The sequence below is a fragment of the Bacillota bacterium genome (assembly GCA_040754315.1).
Taxonomy (GTDB): domain Bacteria; phylum Bacillota; class Sulfobacillia; order DUSP01; family JBFMCS01; genus JBFMCS01.
In genome coordinates this window covers 16,662-33,306 of record JBFMCS010000052.1, presented here as the reverse complement: position 1 = coordinate 33,306, position 16,645 = coordinate 16,662, and the positions used below count along the sequence as shown (strand labels likewise).

The following is a 16,645-nucleotide window of genomic DNA, read 5'->3' as shown; positions in this document are numbered from 1 at the left end:
TCCGGCGGTCTTGTGCCTCAGCCTGGTCTATCCAGGAGCAGCCAGGCCCCAGAGGCTAGCAGCACAAGGCCAAGACCCTTCATCCACGATAAGGGGATCCTATTCAGCCCGAGGAGACCGAAGTGGTCAATGAGCGTCGCTGTGAGTACCTGGCCCACGATGATGGCCGTAGTGGCAGGCGCAACCCCAAGCCTTGGTATGCTGGACGCGACCCCGAAGACTATAGGGCCAGAGAGGAGACCCCCGAGGTAGAGGTACCATGGGGCAGCACCCAGTTTCCCAAGAGAACCGGGCTCAAGGCCCAGGGCGAAGCGGGGAATGCCTACGCCGGTGACACCTATCAGGAGAACCAGGAAGGTGGTGGTCCAAACGCCTATCACCTTGGACAGGGCACCATTCAGGGAGCCCTGGATTGCCATGGCCACACCCGAAAGGGCGGCGGCGATACCCGCCAGGATCATCTTGGGCCCTCCCTTCTCATTACCTCTGTAATCTAACCCGTTCTCCCTCCCGGAATGCCTGAGGACCCGGACAAGGGACTAGCCTGGATTTCACGCATACAGTCTGTTCTAGCTTTCTGTGGACGGCAGCCCAGTTACAGATTGTTTGCCGCCAGCTTTCGTTAGGCGTCGGTCGTATATCACCAGACATACTCACCTTACTATTCTGCGGCGGGTACCGTTGTCCCCACATCCCCCGTTCCGCATTTCCCTGCTTGAGAGTATTGCGGTATCAGGGTTGCTCTGCTAGTCGCCCCCTTGACTGGACGTATTATAAAGGGGGTATCCACTTTCCTCTCGTATATGTGTGTTACTCTTCAGATCCGTGAGTTAGGTGCGGTCTGCCACCGGCGAGCTGGCGATATGGAGTCGGAGAGGTCTGCACGGATTGTTGGAGTAGCCGGTAAAACAAGAGACCGCGAGCTTTGGACGTGCGCCGATTGAACCGGATGTGTACTCGTCGAGGTAGTAGTCGAGATGCTCGCTCTCCGACAGCTCCGTGATGCGTGCCCAGCAGCCACCGTTTGAGGAGAGATGCTACACGGTGCACTCCGGGCATCGCCACGTGTGCAGGGTCCCAGGAGGCGGACATAATGGTCTTCTCGTGGGTGTAGCCGTACCGAGACAACATCGCATAGCCCTGCCAACCATCGGTCAGGACGACGGACTCCGGCACGATGACATCTCTCACGAAAGGCACCAGGCTGTGAACAGAGACGTGGGACTTGTCTAAACCTGACCCGCCCGAAGCACTTGAGCTCACGGACCTCGATGGCTGCGACGACGATCGCTTTCGCCAACGTAGGTTTCGTCGACCGCATGCCCGTCCGCTCAAGTGGTCCCGCCCAGGGCGTACCATCGCGCGTCGCATCTTGTGCAGCCAACTCCATGCCGTCTGGTAGCTTCCGAAGCCAAGAATGCGCTTGAGACCGAGAGCGTTGCCACCGTTCTTCTGGCTCGTCACGTACCACATCGTCTGGAACCAGACGCGCAACGGCTTCCGAGTACCTTCGAGGACCGTGCCCGCAATCACTGAAGTCTGGTGCTGGCACGCGGCGCATTGCAGCTGTTGGCGCGCCGTGGACCATATGCTGAAGTACCATACCCACTACCAGGACCTCAGCCCCGACTACGGTCCCGCAAAGCTCCTGCACCACCGCCCTTACCTTCCGCGTAGACACACCGCTTACCACCATCTCCACCATGGCGAGAAACAGCGCCTGCTCGCTCCTTTGTTACCTTACAGAAAGGTCCGGCGAAAAATGACCGCTTCTTACCCTCGGTGGGCCGTTGCAGCCTGAACTCTTTGCTCATTTGCTCTCAGCCTGCATAACCGTCCAAAATGTCACCCATGCTGGCCTAACTCGATAGTCATCATAAGTTATCGCGTTACCTCGGAGGAAGTAACGTGATCCCTCTTCAGTAATTCTCGTAGCAGTAGTTGTTGATGCCGCACGGCGCAACACCTCCGGAAAGTCCGGCCGGAGGAGATAGAGATGGATGTCCTTGGCCGGCCGAGGTGTGCTGGCGGTCGTTGCGACTGCGACCCGGGCTCCCTGGGCCTAACCCGGCTCTCAGGTGGACATACTTGGGAATAGGGGAGTTGTTGCCAATGCCAGGAACCAGACGACCATATCCGCCGGAGTTCGGGACGGAAGCTGTCCGCTTGGTACGCGAGAGTGGGGAGAGCATCACCCAGACCGCCAAAAACTTGGACATATCCCATGAGTCGCTCCGGTGCTGGGCGCGGCATCAGGAGACCGATGCGGGCCTGCGGGAAGGGTTGATCACCTCCGGGTGCGCAAAGCTGCACCGCTTGCGCCAGGAGACCCTCATCCTGCGACAGGAGCGCGAGATCCTAGAAAAGGCCGCCGCCCGACCCCGGGCGGGAGGATCCTGGTTTCCATTCTTGCACCATAGCCCAAGTTTCAAGGCGTACCCGGCCCCCACGCAAAAAGTTTGCCCAGTTCCCGACAGCTAGAATGTCCAAAAGAAGGAACGTAGCTGGGCTTACCGAATTTCTACCTTGCCCGGGGCACATCCCGTGATGGTGCCGGGGGCTATGGCGGACAAGAATATGCGACGGTCTCGTCGAGCCGCTCCCGCCATGGCGCAGACGACGTGCTCCTCCTATCCTGGACGGGCGGCCGACCCGGGCGCCATGGCCAGGGCAGCGAGTCGTACATGCGATGCGGTCGAAGTGGTGGAGCCCCCAGCGACGGCGCCCCGCCACGGGCTGATCTGCTGGCGGGTGGTGGCTGGATCGCTGTGCCTGGTAGGCGCGAAGCCCGAGCCCGGTTGCGGGGCTGGATGGCCGTAGACTCCGGTGGCTGGAGGGAACCCCCGGCGGGGCGCGGTGCCGCCAAGCCTGATTCCGGAATAACCGGGAGGATGGGTGTCATGGACGATAAGCCGAGCGTATCGGTGATAATGGGCAGCCGGTCGGACTGGGAGGTCATGAAGGAAGCCTGTTCGGTGCTGGCCGAGCTCGAGATTCCTTTCGAGAAGCGGATCGTATCCGCCCATCGCACGCCCGAGGAGATGTTCGCTTTCGCCAGCGAAGCAGCGGGCCGGGGCATCAAGGTGATCATTGCCGGCGCGGGCGGGGCGGCCCACTTGCCCGGGATGGTGGCGTCGCGCACGCTCCTGCCCGTGATCGGCGTGCCGGTGCCTTCGACTGACCTGCGGGGACTCGACTCGCTGCTTTCGATTGTGCAGATGCCGGCCGGGGTGCCGGTGGCCACGGTCGCGATCGGCGCCGCCGGGGCCAAGAACGCGGCCTTGCTGGCGGCGCAGATCCTGGCCCTCCACGATGAGCGCCTTGTCGGTCGTCTGCGCTCGCGCCGCGAGCAAGCGGCCCAAGCAGTGCGTGATGCCAGAGAGTGGCGGTGATGGCTCGACAGCCGGTCCTGCCGGGGAGCACCATCGGCATCCTGGGCGGTGGGCAACTGGGCCGGATGATCGCCCTCGAAGCTAGGCGCATGGGATACGATGTGGTCTGCCTCGACCCCACCCCCAACTCGCCCTGTGGCCAGATCGCCCGCGAGCAGATAGTCGCCCCGTTCCACGACGTGGAGGCCGCCCGCCGCCTGGGACGGGCTTCCGACCTCATCGTATACGAGTTCGAGAACATCCCTTTCCAGGTTGTCGAGGCCCTGGAGCACGAGTTCTGGTTGCCCCAGGGGAGCCGCATCCTCCGGGTATCCCAGCATCGCGGCCGCGAGAAGACGGTCCTGGTGGGGGCTGGCTTCCCCGTGGTCCCCTTTCGCCTCGTCCGGGATGCGGCCGGACTCCGCCGCGCCGTGCATGAACTGGAGCTTCCTTGCGTGCTTAAGACCTGTGCCGGCGGATACGACGGCAAGGGGCAGATGGTTCTGAACGCCCCTGCCGACCTGGAGGCGGCAGCTGCCCAGCTGGATAAGGTGCCTCCCTTGACCGGGGAGTGGATGGTTGAAAAGTTCGTCTGCTTTTTGTGCGAAGCTTCCATTATAGTCGCGCGGCAGGAAACTGGTCAAACGGTGACGTATCCCATAGGGGAGAATGCGCATCGCGCAAACATCCTGCACAGTACGGTCGTCCCTGCTCGCATCGAACCCGCCCTGCAGGCGGAAGCGGAGGCACTCGGCGCGGACCTCGCCGATGCGCTGGGACTGGTAGGTTTGATGGCCATCGAGTTATTCGTGACTGCAAAAGGACTGGTCGTGAACGAACTGGCGCCGCGCCCGCATAATTCCGGTCATTACACGTGGGATGCCAGTGCCACTTCTCAGTTCGAGCAGTTGATCCGGGCGACCAGCGGACTTCCGCTCGGGTCAACCCGGCTTCTGACCCCGGCAGTGATGGTGAATGTCCTGGGGGAGCAGGTTCCCGCAGTCCTGAGGGGGATGCCTCACTTCCCGGACAACGTGAAGGTGCATCTATACGGCAAACAGGGAACACCGGTAGCACGTCGCAAGATGGGACACTTGAACGTGCTGGGCGGCGCCCCGGACGTTGCGTTGCGCTGGGCTGACCGACTTTACCAGGGACAGGCCACCTGAGGCGGGCGGCGTCCACTGGAAGGATGGAGGATGTAAGTGGATAGTTACAGGGTGAAGGCGGGACCGGAGGGGTACTTGCCCCCGGCTGCCGCCTGTGTCGGCATTTGCCTGCCGGAAAGGGGTCATGCGCTCCTTGAGGGAGAGCTCGTCCCGGAGGAACGGGCCCTGGAAGAGATCGCCCGGCGCCTGCTGGCCGCGGGCAATCCCGTGTTCTTCCCCGGCCCGCTGATCCTCTGGGACTGGAAAGAAGGGGTGGCTGAGAAGGCGCGCGCCCTCCAGGTCCTGGCCAGGGAAGTCCGGGCCAAGATCATCCCGATGCCCGACTACCGTCCCAAGTACCCCATGATCAACCCTGCGGTAGAGATCAACCCCAATCACCCCAACCTTACCATCTGGCACAACCACATCGACGTGTGCGTCTTCATCGGGGTGCACTGCCATTACGCGAATGTGGCGCTAAAGATCATCCGCGGAGGGACGGACTGCTATACCATCGCCATTTGCGGCGAAGTGGGACATGAAGACGCCATGATCAGCTTGCGGGACGCCGGCCTGCGAACGCTCGAGCGGTTGACCGCGATGGTGAGGGAAATGAAGCGCAAGGCAGGTGACGTCGGATGATCGAGCAGAGAGTGGCGCTGATGGTCGATGAAGTGTTTCAACCGACCAGGTGCGAAAGCCGCTTCATAACCGGCAGCGAGGCGGTCAAGGAGGCGATCCAGCGGTCCAACATAACCATGGCCATCGCCTACCCGATAACCCCGCAGTCCGAAAGCATGCACCTCGTTGGCGACCTGTACGCCGAAGGTTACATCCCCGACTATTTTCGGGGCGAGAGCGAGTTCGCCGTGATGGGCCAGGTGGCGGGGGCGGCCATGGGTGGCGTGCGGGTGTTCACTGCCACCGGCGGCCCCGGCACCCTGCGGGCTTTCGAGATGTTCCCTTGTTGGGCCGGGATGCGCCTGCCCATCGTCTGTTGCTTCTTCACGCGGGGCGTGAACTCACCCCTGTCCATCCAGCCGGATACCATTGAGATGGCCTTCCTCCTCGACACCGGCATCATCATGCTTCATGCTGAGGGAGCCCAGGATCTGTACGATTTCACGCTGCGGGCTTTCGCCATCGCCGAGCAGACGGACGTACATATCCCCGTGGGCGTGTTTGCCGATGGGTTCTTCGTGACCCACACCCGGGAGATGGTCACCGTCGGACCTCCCGACGTGAAACTGCCGCCGTACGACCCGCACCGGTCGCCGGTGCCGGCCATGGACATGGAGGGCGTGCCCGTCCGCCATATGCGCGATCCCTTCGTGATGAAGAGCAACTTCATCAGCTACGCCGCTCACGCATCCTGGCAACAGGAGATCTTGGCGGCCGTCGAACGCTCCCGCAAGTACGTCCATGAGTATCTCGGGGGACTCCTGGAGACGGAGAACGAGGAGGCCGATATCCTGATCATGGCCGCGGGCACCGCCGTCTCCCAGAGCCGGGAAGCCATCCAGCTGGCACGGGCGCAGGGGATCGACGTGGGCCTGGTGAAGATCAAGTGTCTCCGGCCCTTCCCCACCGAGGAAATCCAACACCTGGCTCGGCGGGCGCGGGCCATCGTCGTGCCCGAGTTCAACCGGGTGGGCTGGCTGGCCCGGGAGATCAAGTCGGTTGTCGAGGACAACAGCCGGGTCGTGGGCGCCCCGCGCGTGTTCGGCGGCATGACCATGCCTAGCGAGATGATATTAGCCCAGTTGCAAGCATGCGTTCCGGCCACACGCTGACTAAGGATGGGATGGGATGTGACCATGACCAAACAGATATTCCGGATAGCCCCGGGCTTCGAGGAGATAATGCCGGAGGAGTATCGGGAACTGGTGACAGACGGTCCCTATGACCGGAGCGTGGGCGTCGCCGACCTGGGTACCTTCAAGGAGTTGCTCGAGGAGCACCCGCTGTGCGCGGGCTGCGGGCTTGCCCTGTCGCTGCGCCTGTTCCTGGCTTCCTTGCCCGCCCCGGCCGACACGGTAGTGGTGGGTTCGACCGGCTGCAGCGCCATCGCCTTCCCACAGGTGGGCCTGCATAACATCCACGGCCTGTTTGGCAACCAGAACGCCATCGCGTCCGGGCTGAAACGGGCGCTGAAGCTCAGGTTTCCCGACCGGCCCAAGGACGTGGTAGTGGTCGCAGGCGACGGCGCCACCGCCGACATTGGCCTGGAGATGGTGATGCACTCGTGGTTCCGGGCCGAGAACATCGCCACCGTGATGCTTGACAACGAAGCATACGCTAATACCGGAGGTCAGGAAAGCGGCATGTCCCCCCGGGGCGCGGTGCTCAACATGGCCCCTACCGGCAAGAAGTTCGAAAAGGTAGCCATGCCGGAGATCGCCCGGGAGTCCGGCTGTGCCTACGTTGCGGTGACATCGCCTGCGAACGCCCGTCGCTTCGAGAAGGCCATCCGCCGAGCCATCCTGGTGGCCCGAGATGTAGGTCCCACTTACGTTCAGGTCTTCTGCCCCTGTCCGACGAACTTCAAATTCCGACCGGACGAGACCCTGGGCGTGATACGCAAGCGCGAGAAGGAAGGGGTCTTCCAGTACCGGGAGTACATTACCCCTGAGGCCCAGCAATACCTCGCTGCATCGGAAGGGGAGAAACGGTGATGAAGATGGCCCTGATCAGGATGTCAGGCCTGGGCGGCCAAGGTCTGGTGACTGCCGCCCATATCCTGGGCACTGCGGCCACCAAGGACGGACTCATGGCCACGGTCAACCCGTTCTTCGGGGCAGAGAAGCGCCTGGCCCCGGCCGAAAGCTACGTCCGCATCTCCGCCGAACCAATATACCAGCGGGGCGAAGTGCTGTTCCCTAACATCATCATGATCTTCCACCCTCACGTGATCACCCTGGGCAAGTGCTACACCATGCCCTTTTTTGACGGACTGCAGCCCGAAGGCACCATCATCGTCAATACCGACGGCGATCTGGGGATAGGCCGGGAAGATCTCGAAAAACTGAGCGCGCTCGGCGCCCGGCTATACTCGATACCCGCCACGGCCATCGCCGTGAGAGTAGCCGAGACGGAACTGGCCACCAACATGGCCATGCTGGGTGCCCTGATCGGCATAGCCCGGATCGTGACTTTTGGATCCCTGCGCGAGGCGGTACTGGAGCGTTTCGGCGGGGCCAAATTCGTGGCCTCGGGGACCACGGCTGCACTGGACAACGTGCTGGCCGCGAAGTTCACCAAGATGGATCAGCTGGTGGATAGGAACATGCAGGTGATGGAAGCGGCTGCTGAAGCGGTGCAGGAACACTCGATCACCGCGTTGAGAGGGGATGGTTGCCGTGTATGCGGCCGCCAAGGTTGAATTGAGCCGTTGCACCGGATGCAAGCTATGTATACTCGCCTGCCCTGATCCGAACGTTATCTGGTTCTTGCCCGACGATAAGAAAGTGAAAGTGGAGGCGACCCGATGCAAGGGTTGTGGGCTGTGCGTTACGACCTGCTCGAAAGCGGCCCTCGTACTGGAGGCGCTCACGGAGCGGGCTCGGACTTGACCGTCGCCGACCCCGTAGACCGCTTTTTCGGGGGTCGGCGCGTCGTCCTCCTTACCAAACACGGCAAGGAACAAGCCATCCAGCCGGTATTCGAGGCTCGCACCGGTTGTGCGCTGGTGGTGCGCGCGGACTTTGATACCGACCGCTTCGGCACCTTCGCAACGGGAGTGGCGCGATCTGGTAGTCAACTGGATGCGGCCCGGGCCAAGGCCCGCAAGGGTATGGGGTTGGCCTGCCTGGACCTCGGCCTGGCGAGCGAGGGAACCTTCGGGCCCATCTGACATCTACTATTTTCCTTGATTTCCAAACTGCTGGCCTCGGGCAATGACCGGGAAGAATCTATTGCCCGCACGAAAAGCGTGCTTTGCGTTAGTATATCATTTGGTCACCGCCGCCTACCATCTCGTAGCCGGCGGCAAGAAGTTCTACTGCTTCCTGGACCGGGCGGCGGGAACCATGGGACACCTGGTGTTTGTGGACTCGCGTAACCACCAGCACGTGTACGTGGTCGAGCTGGACCGGCTCATCGCCCAGCTGTTCGCCGTCGCGCAGCCCCTAACACCGCTGGGTACGCCCGATGTCAACGTTAGGGCGGGGGCACCCACGACAAGATCGCTGCGTGGGCCCGGGCGCTGGCCGAGATGAAGACACCGGTAGCCTACCTACTGGAGCACGGCGACCAGACGGTGATGATCTTCGCTGCAGGGGAAAGACCCGGCGCTACTTACACGGTGGAAGTGGACGGGATCGCCCGCCCGGCCAAGGTGTTCGTGGTCAACTTCAGGATCCAGGGCCCCTCCAACCCGGCCGTGAGTTACCCGTACACCATCATCACTTTCGATGCCAGGGTGGATGCCGTGGCCCGCACCATCGAGAACGCCCAGGTCCGGGAATGGCCCGTCATCCCGATGAGCCAGGACCAGCGGGTGGTACTGCTGCATCCCCGGGCAGGATCGCTCTTGACAGAGCGGGTAACGCTGGTGGGCAAGGCCAGGGTGACCGGGGGCAACCTGTCCGTGGAGATCGAGGACGGTCACTACGTGCTGGCCTACGACACGTTCAAGGTCTCCCGGGTGGCCCCGGCCTGGGGGGACTCGAAGTACGGTTGAACTTGATCCCCCACCAACATGTTGGGCAGGCTGCTAATTCCAACCACATCTTCCGCGATCTGGTCGCCGCCGCCCGGGTCACTTTGACAGACAACGAACTCCAGGTGCGCTTCAACCGGCGTGCACATAACCCGCTTCTGGTGGCCGCGCGCTTCCTAGATATGTCCACGCCCATACCTTGGCTGGACTAAAGGCGCTTGCGCTTCATCTTCGGGTGAGTACGTGGCGTTTAGTCAAAAACCTAACATGGGCAACCCGAGCCCGCGCCCTCTCTGGGCGTCCTGTTCAACCCCACAGTATATGGGAAATGTTAGTTGAACTCCGGGCCGTGGAAATCCAGGCTAGGCGCTGGCGTCTTAATCCAGGAGGCCTAAAAAGTGGCACCTCACTTGGCTGCTAAGAAGGAGATCTGGAAAGAACATCGAATAGTCAATACTGTTCCCGTAAGAACAGAACATAAGAGGGGGTCTCTTTTCCTTGCCGGGTAAGGCGTTGCGCCTTCGACCCGGTGTTTTTTTGCCTCCATTCAGGTTATGGGGTTCTTTATGACTGCCCCGGGCGTGATCCGGTGAGGCAACAAGGTTTTGCGTTTCAGGCTGTCGAAATTGCTCTAGGTTACAATACTCGAGGGGTTGATCTAGCACATTGGTTCCAGGACCCGAGCACATGACAGACATAATTGAGGAGAAGGTATTCCGGGAAATCCTCACGTCCTTTAGCTCCGTGACAGGCCTCAAGGTGCTTGTGGCTGACATCGATGGAGGCACGGTGTTCGAGGCCGGTGGGGAACGGAGTGATTGTACCTTCTGCACGCTTATCAGGGATAGCTCGGTAGGCAGGGAGAAGTGCCGGAAGTCCTACACCCGGGCCGGGAGGGAGGCAGCCAAGTGGGGTGAGCCCTACATTTTTCGCTGTCACGCCGGCCTTATCGGGTGGGCGGCCCCCTTGATCCTGGGAGACCGCCACGTGGCCACCATTGTCTGCGGGCAGGTGCTCATGTGGGAACCTGAGGAGTTCTTCTGGGAGGAGCTCAAATCCGCCACCCAGGGGCTCCGCATCCCGTTTCCCCGGTTATGCCAGGCGGCCAAGGGCCTCCGGGTGATCCCGGCAGCTCAGGTGAAGGCCGCGGCGGATATGTTGTTTATGGTGGCCAACTATATGATGAAGAAGGGATCCGTCATCCTGGATCAGAGGCGGAGGATCGCCGAGACCCAGGCCGCCCTGAGCCAAGGCCTGCGCAGCCGTAAGAGCGCCTATCCCGCCATCTATTCGCTGAAGAAGGAGCGGGAAATGCTGTCCGAGGTCAGGCAGGGCAATCTCGTCCAGGCCCGTGAGGCGCTGGAGGCGCTCCTTGACGAGGACCTTGAGCGCTATGTGGCCCAGCCAGCCGCGCTGCGGGCAAGGGTTCACCAGTTCCTGGTGCTCATGGCCAGGGCGGCTGTGGAGGGGGGCGGGGATATGGAGCGGCTACTTGCCCTCAATGACCGTCACTTCCGCGAACTCACCCGGATGCAGTCCACTCCCGAGATCTGCTCCCTTCTTTACCAGGTGCTGGATGAATGCGTGGCGGAGGCAGCAAATCAGGGCCGGAGGCACGGGAGGGTGCTCCGAGAGGTCACCACCTACCTTTCCGAGAACTACCACAGGCCTGTGAATGTCGAGGACGTCTCCCGCACTGTGCACTTGAGCCCTCACTACCTTTCCAGGCTCTTTAAGAGGGAGTATGGCTGCACGATAATGGAGTACTTGGCCAATGCCAGGCTCTCCGTGGCGAAGGACCTCCTCAGGGACACGCTGTTGCCCATCAGGGAGATAGCCCGGAGGGTTGGGTTTTCTGACCCAGGTTACTTCTCCAAGGTTTTCAAGGCCCTGGAAGGCTGCACACCAGGACAATTCCGGGACAACTGCGCCAGGTGTCCCGGAGAGCCGGCAAAGGGGGAGGTCTAGATGCCCCATTGCGGTGTTCCCAGCCCAATTGTCTACGCTGTCCTGCACGGCTCAGCCAGCCAGGTCATGTCCTTGGTGAGATCGGCCATAGACAGTGGGGTGTCACCTGAGGCCCTGCTGGAGGACCACCTCATAGCCGGCATGGACCTGGTGTCCGAGAGGTTCGGGGACGGTACCATATACATACCCGACGTGCTGATGGCATCCAGGGCGGTCCATGCCGGGATCCATGCCTTGAGACCCCTACTCACCGGCTCGGCCCAGACCCACGAGGGCCGGGTGGTCATAGGTACTGTGGCCGGAGACCTTCACGACATAGGGAAGTCACTGGTGGCAATGATGCTGAAGGCTGTGGGTTTTGAGGTTCTTGACGTGGGCATTGACATCTCACCCGAGGAATTCGCCATGGCGGTGGAGCGCTATTCCCCGGATATCCTGGGACTGTCGTCGCTCCTGACCACCACGATGCCCTTCATCCGGGAGACCCTGGACTACCTGAGTGCCGCAGGGCTCCGCAGTCGGGTGAAGATAATAGTGGGAGGCCGGCCGGTCACTCGGGAGTTTGCCAAGCGGGTTGGGGCTGACGCCTATGCCCATGACGCGCGAGCAGCGGCCAGGACGGCCAGGCGGCTCATGTCCAGGCAAGGCTCTTGACACTGGGGAGAGAGGTGGAAACCATGGCAGTAGGCTTGGGGATAGACACCGGCGGTACCTACACTGATGCTGTTGTCCTGGACAGGGCGTCAGGCCAGATCTTGGCCAAGGGGAAGGCCCTGACGGACCGGTCCAACCTGGCCAGGAGTGTACTGGAGGCTGTCCGCGCCGTGAGGGAGGAAGCACTGAAGGCCGATGTGGTAGCCCTATCCACAACCCTGGCCACGAATGCGGTAGTGGAGGGCCGAGGTGCCGACGTGGGCCTGGTAGTGGCGGGGGCCGAAATAGAGTGGCCGCTGCCTCCGGCCCAGGTTCGTGTTGTGGACGGGGGGCACCGCATCAACGGTGAAGCAGCGGCAGAACTAGATGTGGCGTCCGTACAGGAGGCAGCCCGCCACTTCCAGGGCCGGGTAGAGGCGGTGGCCATCAGTACCTACCTGAGTGTGAGGAACCCGGAGCACGAGCTGGAGGCCAAGGCCCTTCTGGAAGCGATAACGAGGGTGCCGGTGGTGTGCGGGCACGAGCTCACAACGGCCCTGGGCTTCCGTGAAAGGACTGTCACCGCGGTCCTCAATGCCCGGCTCATTCCCATAATCAAGGAACTCCTGGCTGCCGTGAAGGGTGCCCTGGCGGACATAGGCATCAAGGCCCCCGTGATGGTTGTCAGGAGCGATGGTTCCCTTGTCGATGAGGCAGAGGCATGGATGCGTCCCATCCAGACGCTGCTCTCAGGACCCGCCGCCAGCGTGCTGGGGGCGGTCTTCCTCACTGGCGTCGACAACGGGCTGGTAGTGGACGTAGGAGGTACAACCTCAGACGTGGCCGTGGTCCTGGAGGGCAGGCCCACCCTCAACCGCGAGGGTGCCTCCGTGGGGGGATGGCGGACCCGGGTGCGGGCTGCGGACATGACCACCATCGGCTTGGGTGGGGACAGCTACATATGGAGGGACCGGGACCATAACCTTCGCGTGGGGCCCAAGCGGGTTGCTCCCCTGTCGTGGCTGGCCTACGAGCACTCAGGGGCCCTGAAGGAACTAAAACTCATCCGGGAGGACCCGGTTTTCGGCCCCACCAGGAGCGAGATGCAGGACTTCCTGATCCTCATCAGGGACGGCGCTGTTCAGGACGGGGGCGAGGCGGATGTGGTCTCGGCCCTCAGGGGAGGGCCCCTGTCTGTGAGGGCGCTGGGGAAGGCCCTGCAGCGGGATGCTGACCTTCTTCCCCTGGATCGCCTTGAGGCCAACGGCGTGATACTCCGGGCAGGCCTGACTCCCACCGACGTGCTTCACTACCTCGGAAGGCTGGATGCGTGGAACCGGGATGCGTCTGGGAGTGCCATGGCCATCATGGCTAGACGAATGGGGGTCGAGCCTGATGTCCTGGCTCAAGATGTACTCCAGGCGATGGAGGATAGACTATCATCGGAGATACTGAGAAAGGTCATTGGCGACGGCCTGAACCTGGAGGACCCAGTGTATTGCCCTGTCTGCCATGGGCTCACCCGGGAGGCGTTGGGTCCAAAGAGAATGGACCTCCTAGATGTTTCCATGAGGCTCAAGATCCCCCTGGTGGGGGTGGGGGCTCCAGCCCATGCCTACCTGCCTGGGGTCGCTGGGCGCCTGGGGACCGGGATAATGGTGCCGGGGGATGCCGATGTGGCCAACGCCGTGGGGGCCATCGTGGGGAATGTGGTTGAGACGGCCGATCTCCTGATACACAGCTCCAGCGATGGCGGTTACATACTGTTCTCTCCCTGGCTCAGGCAGGAGTTCGACATCCTGGATGAGGCAAGGTCCTTCGCCATTGAGATGGGCACTAAGAGAGTGAGGGAAGGCGCGCTAAGGGCCGGGGCCTCCGGGGTTGAGGTATCGGTCAAGGTCCGGGACTGCATGGTGGCTATGGCCACTGAGAACTCTCTCTGCCTTGGCACTGAGATCTCCATCACAGCTGTGGGGACCCCCAAGTGGTTTGACACCCCTGTGGACGGAGGACCAGACCATGCTGGTGGTGAGCGCGTGTCTCCTGGGAATAGGGTGCCGGTATGACGGGGGCTCATCCCCTAACCCTCAGCTACTAGAGGCATTCTCCAGGGGAGAGGTCATACCGGTATGCCCGGAGCAGCTGGGAGGCATGCCCACCCCCAGGGTGCCCTCGGAGATAAGCGGCGGGAACGGGTTTGATGTCATCGACGGGCGCTGCCCCGTCGTGGACCGGGATGGGAATGACAGGACCGGAGCCTTCCTGCGGGGCGCCCGGGAGGTCCTGCAAATATGCCAGTTGTGTGGCCTAAAGAGGGCAGTGCTGAAGGAGAGGAGTCCTTCCTGTGGAACCTTCGAGATAGCGGACGGGACCTTCTCAGGACGAACCAGGGCAGGGATGGGGGTCACCGCTGCCCTGCTTAGCAGGGAGGGGATCATTGTGTCCAGTGATGAGCATTATACCGGGGGAGACAAGAGCGATGTCTAGAAGAATGGCCAGTGAACTGAAGCCGGGGGACAGGGTGGCAAGCACCTTTGCGGTGGTGAAAAAGAGCCTGGTGACCTACAGCCAAGCCAGCCAGCGCTCGGGAGAGCGCTACCTGAAACTGCAGCTGGGTGATTCCAGCGGCGTGATCGAGACACGCGTCTGGGACAACGCTGACAGGCTGTCCGGCCTGTTTGACGTGGATGACCTTGTCTATGTCGAGGGCCAGGTTGTTGACTACATGGGCCCCCAGCTGAACGTGTCCAGGCTCGAGAAGCGATCCCTTTCCGAGATGGATCCCAGCCTGTTCCAGCCTGTTACCTCCAAGGACCGCGGTCAGATGATGGAGAAGGTCCTGGAGACAGCCGGGCAGGTGAAGAACCCTCACCTGAAGGCCCTCCTCCACGCCTTCTTTGGGGACCACAGTTTCGCTGCGATCTTCTCCAGGGCGCCCGGCGGCATGAGGGTTCACCACGCCTTCGCCGGGGGGCTCCTGGAGCATACCCTGGAGGTGGCTGACCTGTGCCAGGGTATGTGGCGGCTTCACCCGGAGTCCTTGGACCTGGACCGCCTCATAACCGGGGCGCTTCTCCACGATGTGGGCAAGGTGCAGGAATATGACATGGACAGCGTGTCCTTCCAGATGACTGATAGGGGCAAACTCATAGGCCATGTGGTCATAGGCAAGGAGATGGTAGACAGGGCCACCGGAGGGATGGAGGGCTTCCCCGAGGACATCAAGATGGAACTGGACCACATGATCCTGAGCCACCACGGGCAGAAGGACTGGGGAGCCCCAGAGGTACCCAAGACCATGAATGCCTTTGCCTTGTTCTACGCAGACCTGGTCAGCGCCAGGTTGAACCAGTTCGCCGTCCTGGTGAAAAACCATGATGATACCGGCACCCCATGGACTGCCTGGGACAAGTACCTGGAAAGGAGCGCCTACATCCCCCCGAGGTAGACCGGCCATTACCCCCGCATTCTCCAGGGTCTTCGCCGTGAACTCCCGGGAAACCCCAGGAACCGCAGGAACCTCAGGGAATCTCTTGCATAAATATGCGTCCTGGTCTATAATTTTTACTATCATGGCGCCCGCCGGGGCAAACCAGGAGGGAGAAAGCATGGGGAGCGTAGTTCTGGCGTACTCTGGGGGTCTTGACACCTCCGTGTGTATCCGCTGGCTGCAGGACAAGTACAACATGGATGTGATAGCCCTTACTGCCGATGTGGGAGAGGGCCGGGACCTTGAGTTCATCAGGAAGAAGGCACTGTCCCTGGGTTGTGTCAAGTGCCAGGTGGTCGACGTCAAGGATGACTTCGCCAGGAACTATGCCTTCAGGGCATTGAAGGCTAATGCCCTTTACGAGGGGAAGTACCCTCTCACGGCGTCCCTCTCCAGGCCCCTGATATCCAAGATACTGGTAGATGTGGCCAAGAGCGAGGGCGCGGAGGCCGTTGCCCACGGTTGCACAGGCAAAGGCAATGACCAGGTGCGGTTCGATGTATCCGTGTCTGCCCTGGCCCCGGACATCAAGGTCATAGCCCCCGTGAGAGAATGGCCCATGTCCCGGGAAGAAGAGATAGACTACGCCAGGGAGAAGGGAATCCCCATACCTGTGGGAAAGAAGAACCCCTACAGCATAGACCAGAACCTGTGGGGGCGGAGCATTGAGTGCGGTGTCCTGGAGGACCCCTGGGTGGAGCCTCCGGAAGATATCTACCAGTGGACTGTCTCCCCGGCGGATGCCCCGGGTGAACCGGAGTACCTTGAGATCGAGTTCGTCCAGGGCACTCCCGTAGCCTTGAATGGCAGGCCAATGGAGCCTGTAGCCCTAATCGCTGAACTCAACAACATAGGGGGGCGACACGGCGTTGGCAGGATAGACCATGTAGAGAACCGCCTCGTTGGGATCAAGTCCAGGGAGATATACGAGTGCCCGGCATCCACTGTGTTGATCCAGGCCCACAAGGAGATGGAGTTCCTCACTCTGCCCAGGGAGACCGTATCATTCAAGACAAGGCTGGAGGAGAAGTACGCTGAGCTGGTGTACTTTGGCCTGTGGTACTCGCAGCTGAAGGAATCCATTGATGCCTTCGTGGATAAGGTACAAGAGAGCGTGTCCGGAACGGTAAGGCTGAAGCTGTACAAGGGCCTGTGTCATGTGGTTGGCCGGAAGTCGCCGGTGTCACTGTACGATTTCTCCCTAGCCACTTACGACAAGGCCGATGCCTTCAGCCACAAGTCATCAGAGGGCTTCATAGATATCTGGGGGCTTCCCACCCGGACCTATGCGGCGGTGCACAGGGCCGCTCAAGGGGAAGGGGAAAGGGAAGAGGAGAAGGTGCCCCTGGTTGGAGACTAGAGGGGGAGGAACTTG

At 61.6% G+C, this 16,645-nt stretch carries 19 protein-coding genes and 1 pseudogene; 17 read left to right on the top strand and 3 right to left on the bottom strand.

Features of this window, described 5'->3' with window-relative positions; genetic code table 11:
• Positions 1 to 17 precede the first annotated feature (17 nt).
• From AB1576_11570 to AB1576_11560, 3 genes and pseudogenes are all read right to left on the bottom strand, one after another.
• A complete protein-coding gene (locus tag AB1576_11570) occupies positions 18 to 461 on the bottom strand; it encodes a DMT family transporter (GenBank protein MEW6082382.1) in 444 nt (147 codons plus the stop codon).
• 349 nt (positions 462 to 810) lie between these two features.
• Positions 811 to 1,533: an IS1595 family transposase gene (locus AB1576_11565; protein ID MEW6082381.1), complete on the bottom strand. Its 723-nt coding sequence runs from the start codon at positions 1,531 to 1,533 to the stop codon at positions 811 to 813.
• 103 nt (positions 1,534 to 1,636) lie between these two features.
• Positions 1,637 to 1,783 (bottom strand): annotated as a pseudogene (locus tag AB1576_11560) (transposase).
• 164 nt (positions 1,784 to 1,947) lie between these two features.
• Between AB1576_11560 and AB1576_11555 the strand changes: the two are divergent.
• From AB1576_11555 to AB1576_11475, 17 genes are all read left to right on the top strand, one after another.
• Positions 1,948 to 2,481, top strand: coding sequence for a transposase (locus AB1576_11555; protein MEW6082380.1), 534 nt, complete (start codon positions 1,948 to 1,950; stop codon positions 2,479 to 2,481).
• Positions 2,482 to 2,900: 419 nt separating this feature from the next.
• Complete coding sequence (purE, locus tag AB1576_11550) at positions 2,901 to 3,392, top strand: 5-(carboxyamino)imidazole ribonucleotide mutase (protein ID MEW6082379.1); 492 nt, start codon at positions 2,901 to 2,903, stop codon at positions 3,390 to 3,392.
• A complete protein-coding gene (gene purK, locus AB1576_11545; GenBank protein ID MEW6082378.1) occupies positions 3,392 to 4,540 on the top strand; it encodes a 5-(carboxyamino)imidazole ribonucleotide synthase in 1,149 nt (382 codons plus the stop codon). The genes purE and purK overlap by 1 nt, the downstream gene beginning before the upstream one ends.
• A gap of 36 nt (positions 4,541 to 4,576) precedes the next feature.
• Entirely contained in the window at positions 4,577 to 5,161 is a 585-nt protein-coding gene (locus AB1576_11540) for a carbon monoxide dehydrogenase beta subunit family protein (protein MEW6082377.1), read from the top strand.
• Complete coding sequence (locus AB1576_11535; protein ID MEW6082376.1) at positions 5,158 to 6,312, top strand: transketolase C-terminal domain-containing protein; 1,155 nt, start codon at positions 5,158 to 5,160, stop codon at positions 6,310 to 6,312. Before AB1576_11540 ends, AB1576_11535 begins: the two co-directional genes overlap by 4 nt.
• Positions 6,313 to 6,336: 24 nt before the next feature.
• A complete protein-coding gene (locus AB1576_11530) occupies positions 6,337 to 7,194 on the top strand; it encodes a thiamine pyrophosphate-dependent enzyme (GenBank protein ID MEW6082375.1) in 858 nt (285 codons plus the stop codon).
• Positions 7,194 to 7,901 (top strand): 2-oxoacid:acceptor oxidoreductase family protein, encoded by a 708-nt coding sequence (locus AB1576_11525; GenBank protein MEW6082374.1) that lies wholly within the window; start codon positions 7,194 to 7,196, stop codon positions 7,899 to 7,901. The genes AB1576_11530 and AB1576_11525 overlap by 1 nt, the downstream gene beginning before the upstream one ends.
• Positions 7,870 to 8,091: a 4Fe-4S binding protein gene (locus AB1576_11520; GenBank protein MEW6082373.1), complete on the top strand. Its 222-nt coding sequence runs from the start codon at positions 7,870 to 7,872 to the stop codon at positions 8,089 to 8,091. The genes AB1576_11525 and AB1576_11520 overlap by 32 nt, the downstream gene beginning before the upstream one ends.
• Entirely contained in the window at positions 8,007 to 8,372 is a 366-nt protein-coding gene (locus AB1576_11515) for a hypothetical protein (GenBank protein ID MEW6082372.1), read from the top strand. The genes AB1576_11520 and AB1576_11515 overlap by 85 nt, the downstream gene beginning before the upstream one ends.
• Before the next feature lie 61 nt (positions 8,373 to 8,433).
• Positions 8,434 to 8,736, top strand: coding sequence for a hypothetical protein (locus tag AB1576_11510; GenBank protein MEW6082371.1), 303 nt, complete (start codon positions 8,434 to 8,436; stop codon positions 8,734 to 8,736).
• Positions 8,733 to 9,200, top strand: a complete 468-nt coding sequence (locus AB1576_11505; protein MEW6082370.1) for a hypothetical protein — start codon at positions 8,733 to 8,735, stop codon at positions 9,198 to 9,200. Before AB1576_11510 ends, AB1576_11505 begins: the two co-directional genes overlap by 4 nt.
• Positions 9,201 to 9,866: 666 nt before the next feature.
• Positions 9,867 to 11,147: a PocR ligand-binding domain-containing protein gene (locus AB1576_11500; protein ID MEW6082369.1), complete on the top strand. Its 1,281-nt coding sequence runs from the start codon at positions 9,867 to 9,869 to the stop codon at positions 11,145 to 11,147.
• On the top strand, positions 11,148 to 11,801 hold the full coding sequence (locus AB1576_11495; protein MEW6082368.1) for a corrinoid protein: 654 nt from the start codon (positions 11,148 to 11,150) through the stop codon (positions 11,799 to 11,801). It begins immediately after the preceding gene.
• A gap of 23 nt (positions 11,802 to 11,824) precedes the next feature.
• A complete protein-coding gene (locus AB1576_11490; GenBank protein MEW6082367.1) occupies positions 11,825 to 13,846 on the top strand; it encodes a hydantoinase/oxoprolinase family protein in 2,022 nt (673 codons plus the stop codon).
• Positions 13,800 to 14,267 (top strand): DUF523 domain-containing protein, encoded by a 468-nt coding sequence (locus tag AB1576_11485; protein MEW6082366.1) that lies wholly within the window; start codon positions 13,800 to 13,802, stop codon positions 14,265 to 14,267. Before AB1576_11490 ends, AB1576_11485 begins: the two co-directional genes overlap by 47 nt.
• Entirely contained in the window at positions 14,260 to 15,228 is a 969-nt protein-coding gene (locus tag AB1576_11480) for an HD domain-containing protein (GenBank protein ID MEW6082365.1), read from the top strand. Before AB1576_11485 ends, AB1576_11480 begins: the two co-directional genes overlap by 8 nt.
• A 160-nt stretch (positions 15,229 to 15,388) precedes the next feature.
• Entirely contained in the window at positions 15,389 to 16,630 is a 1,242-nt protein-coding gene (locus tag AB1576_11475; protein ID MEW6082364.1) for an argininosuccinate synthase, read from the top strand.
• The last annotated feature ends 15 nt before the right edge of the window (positions 16,631 to 16,645 follow it).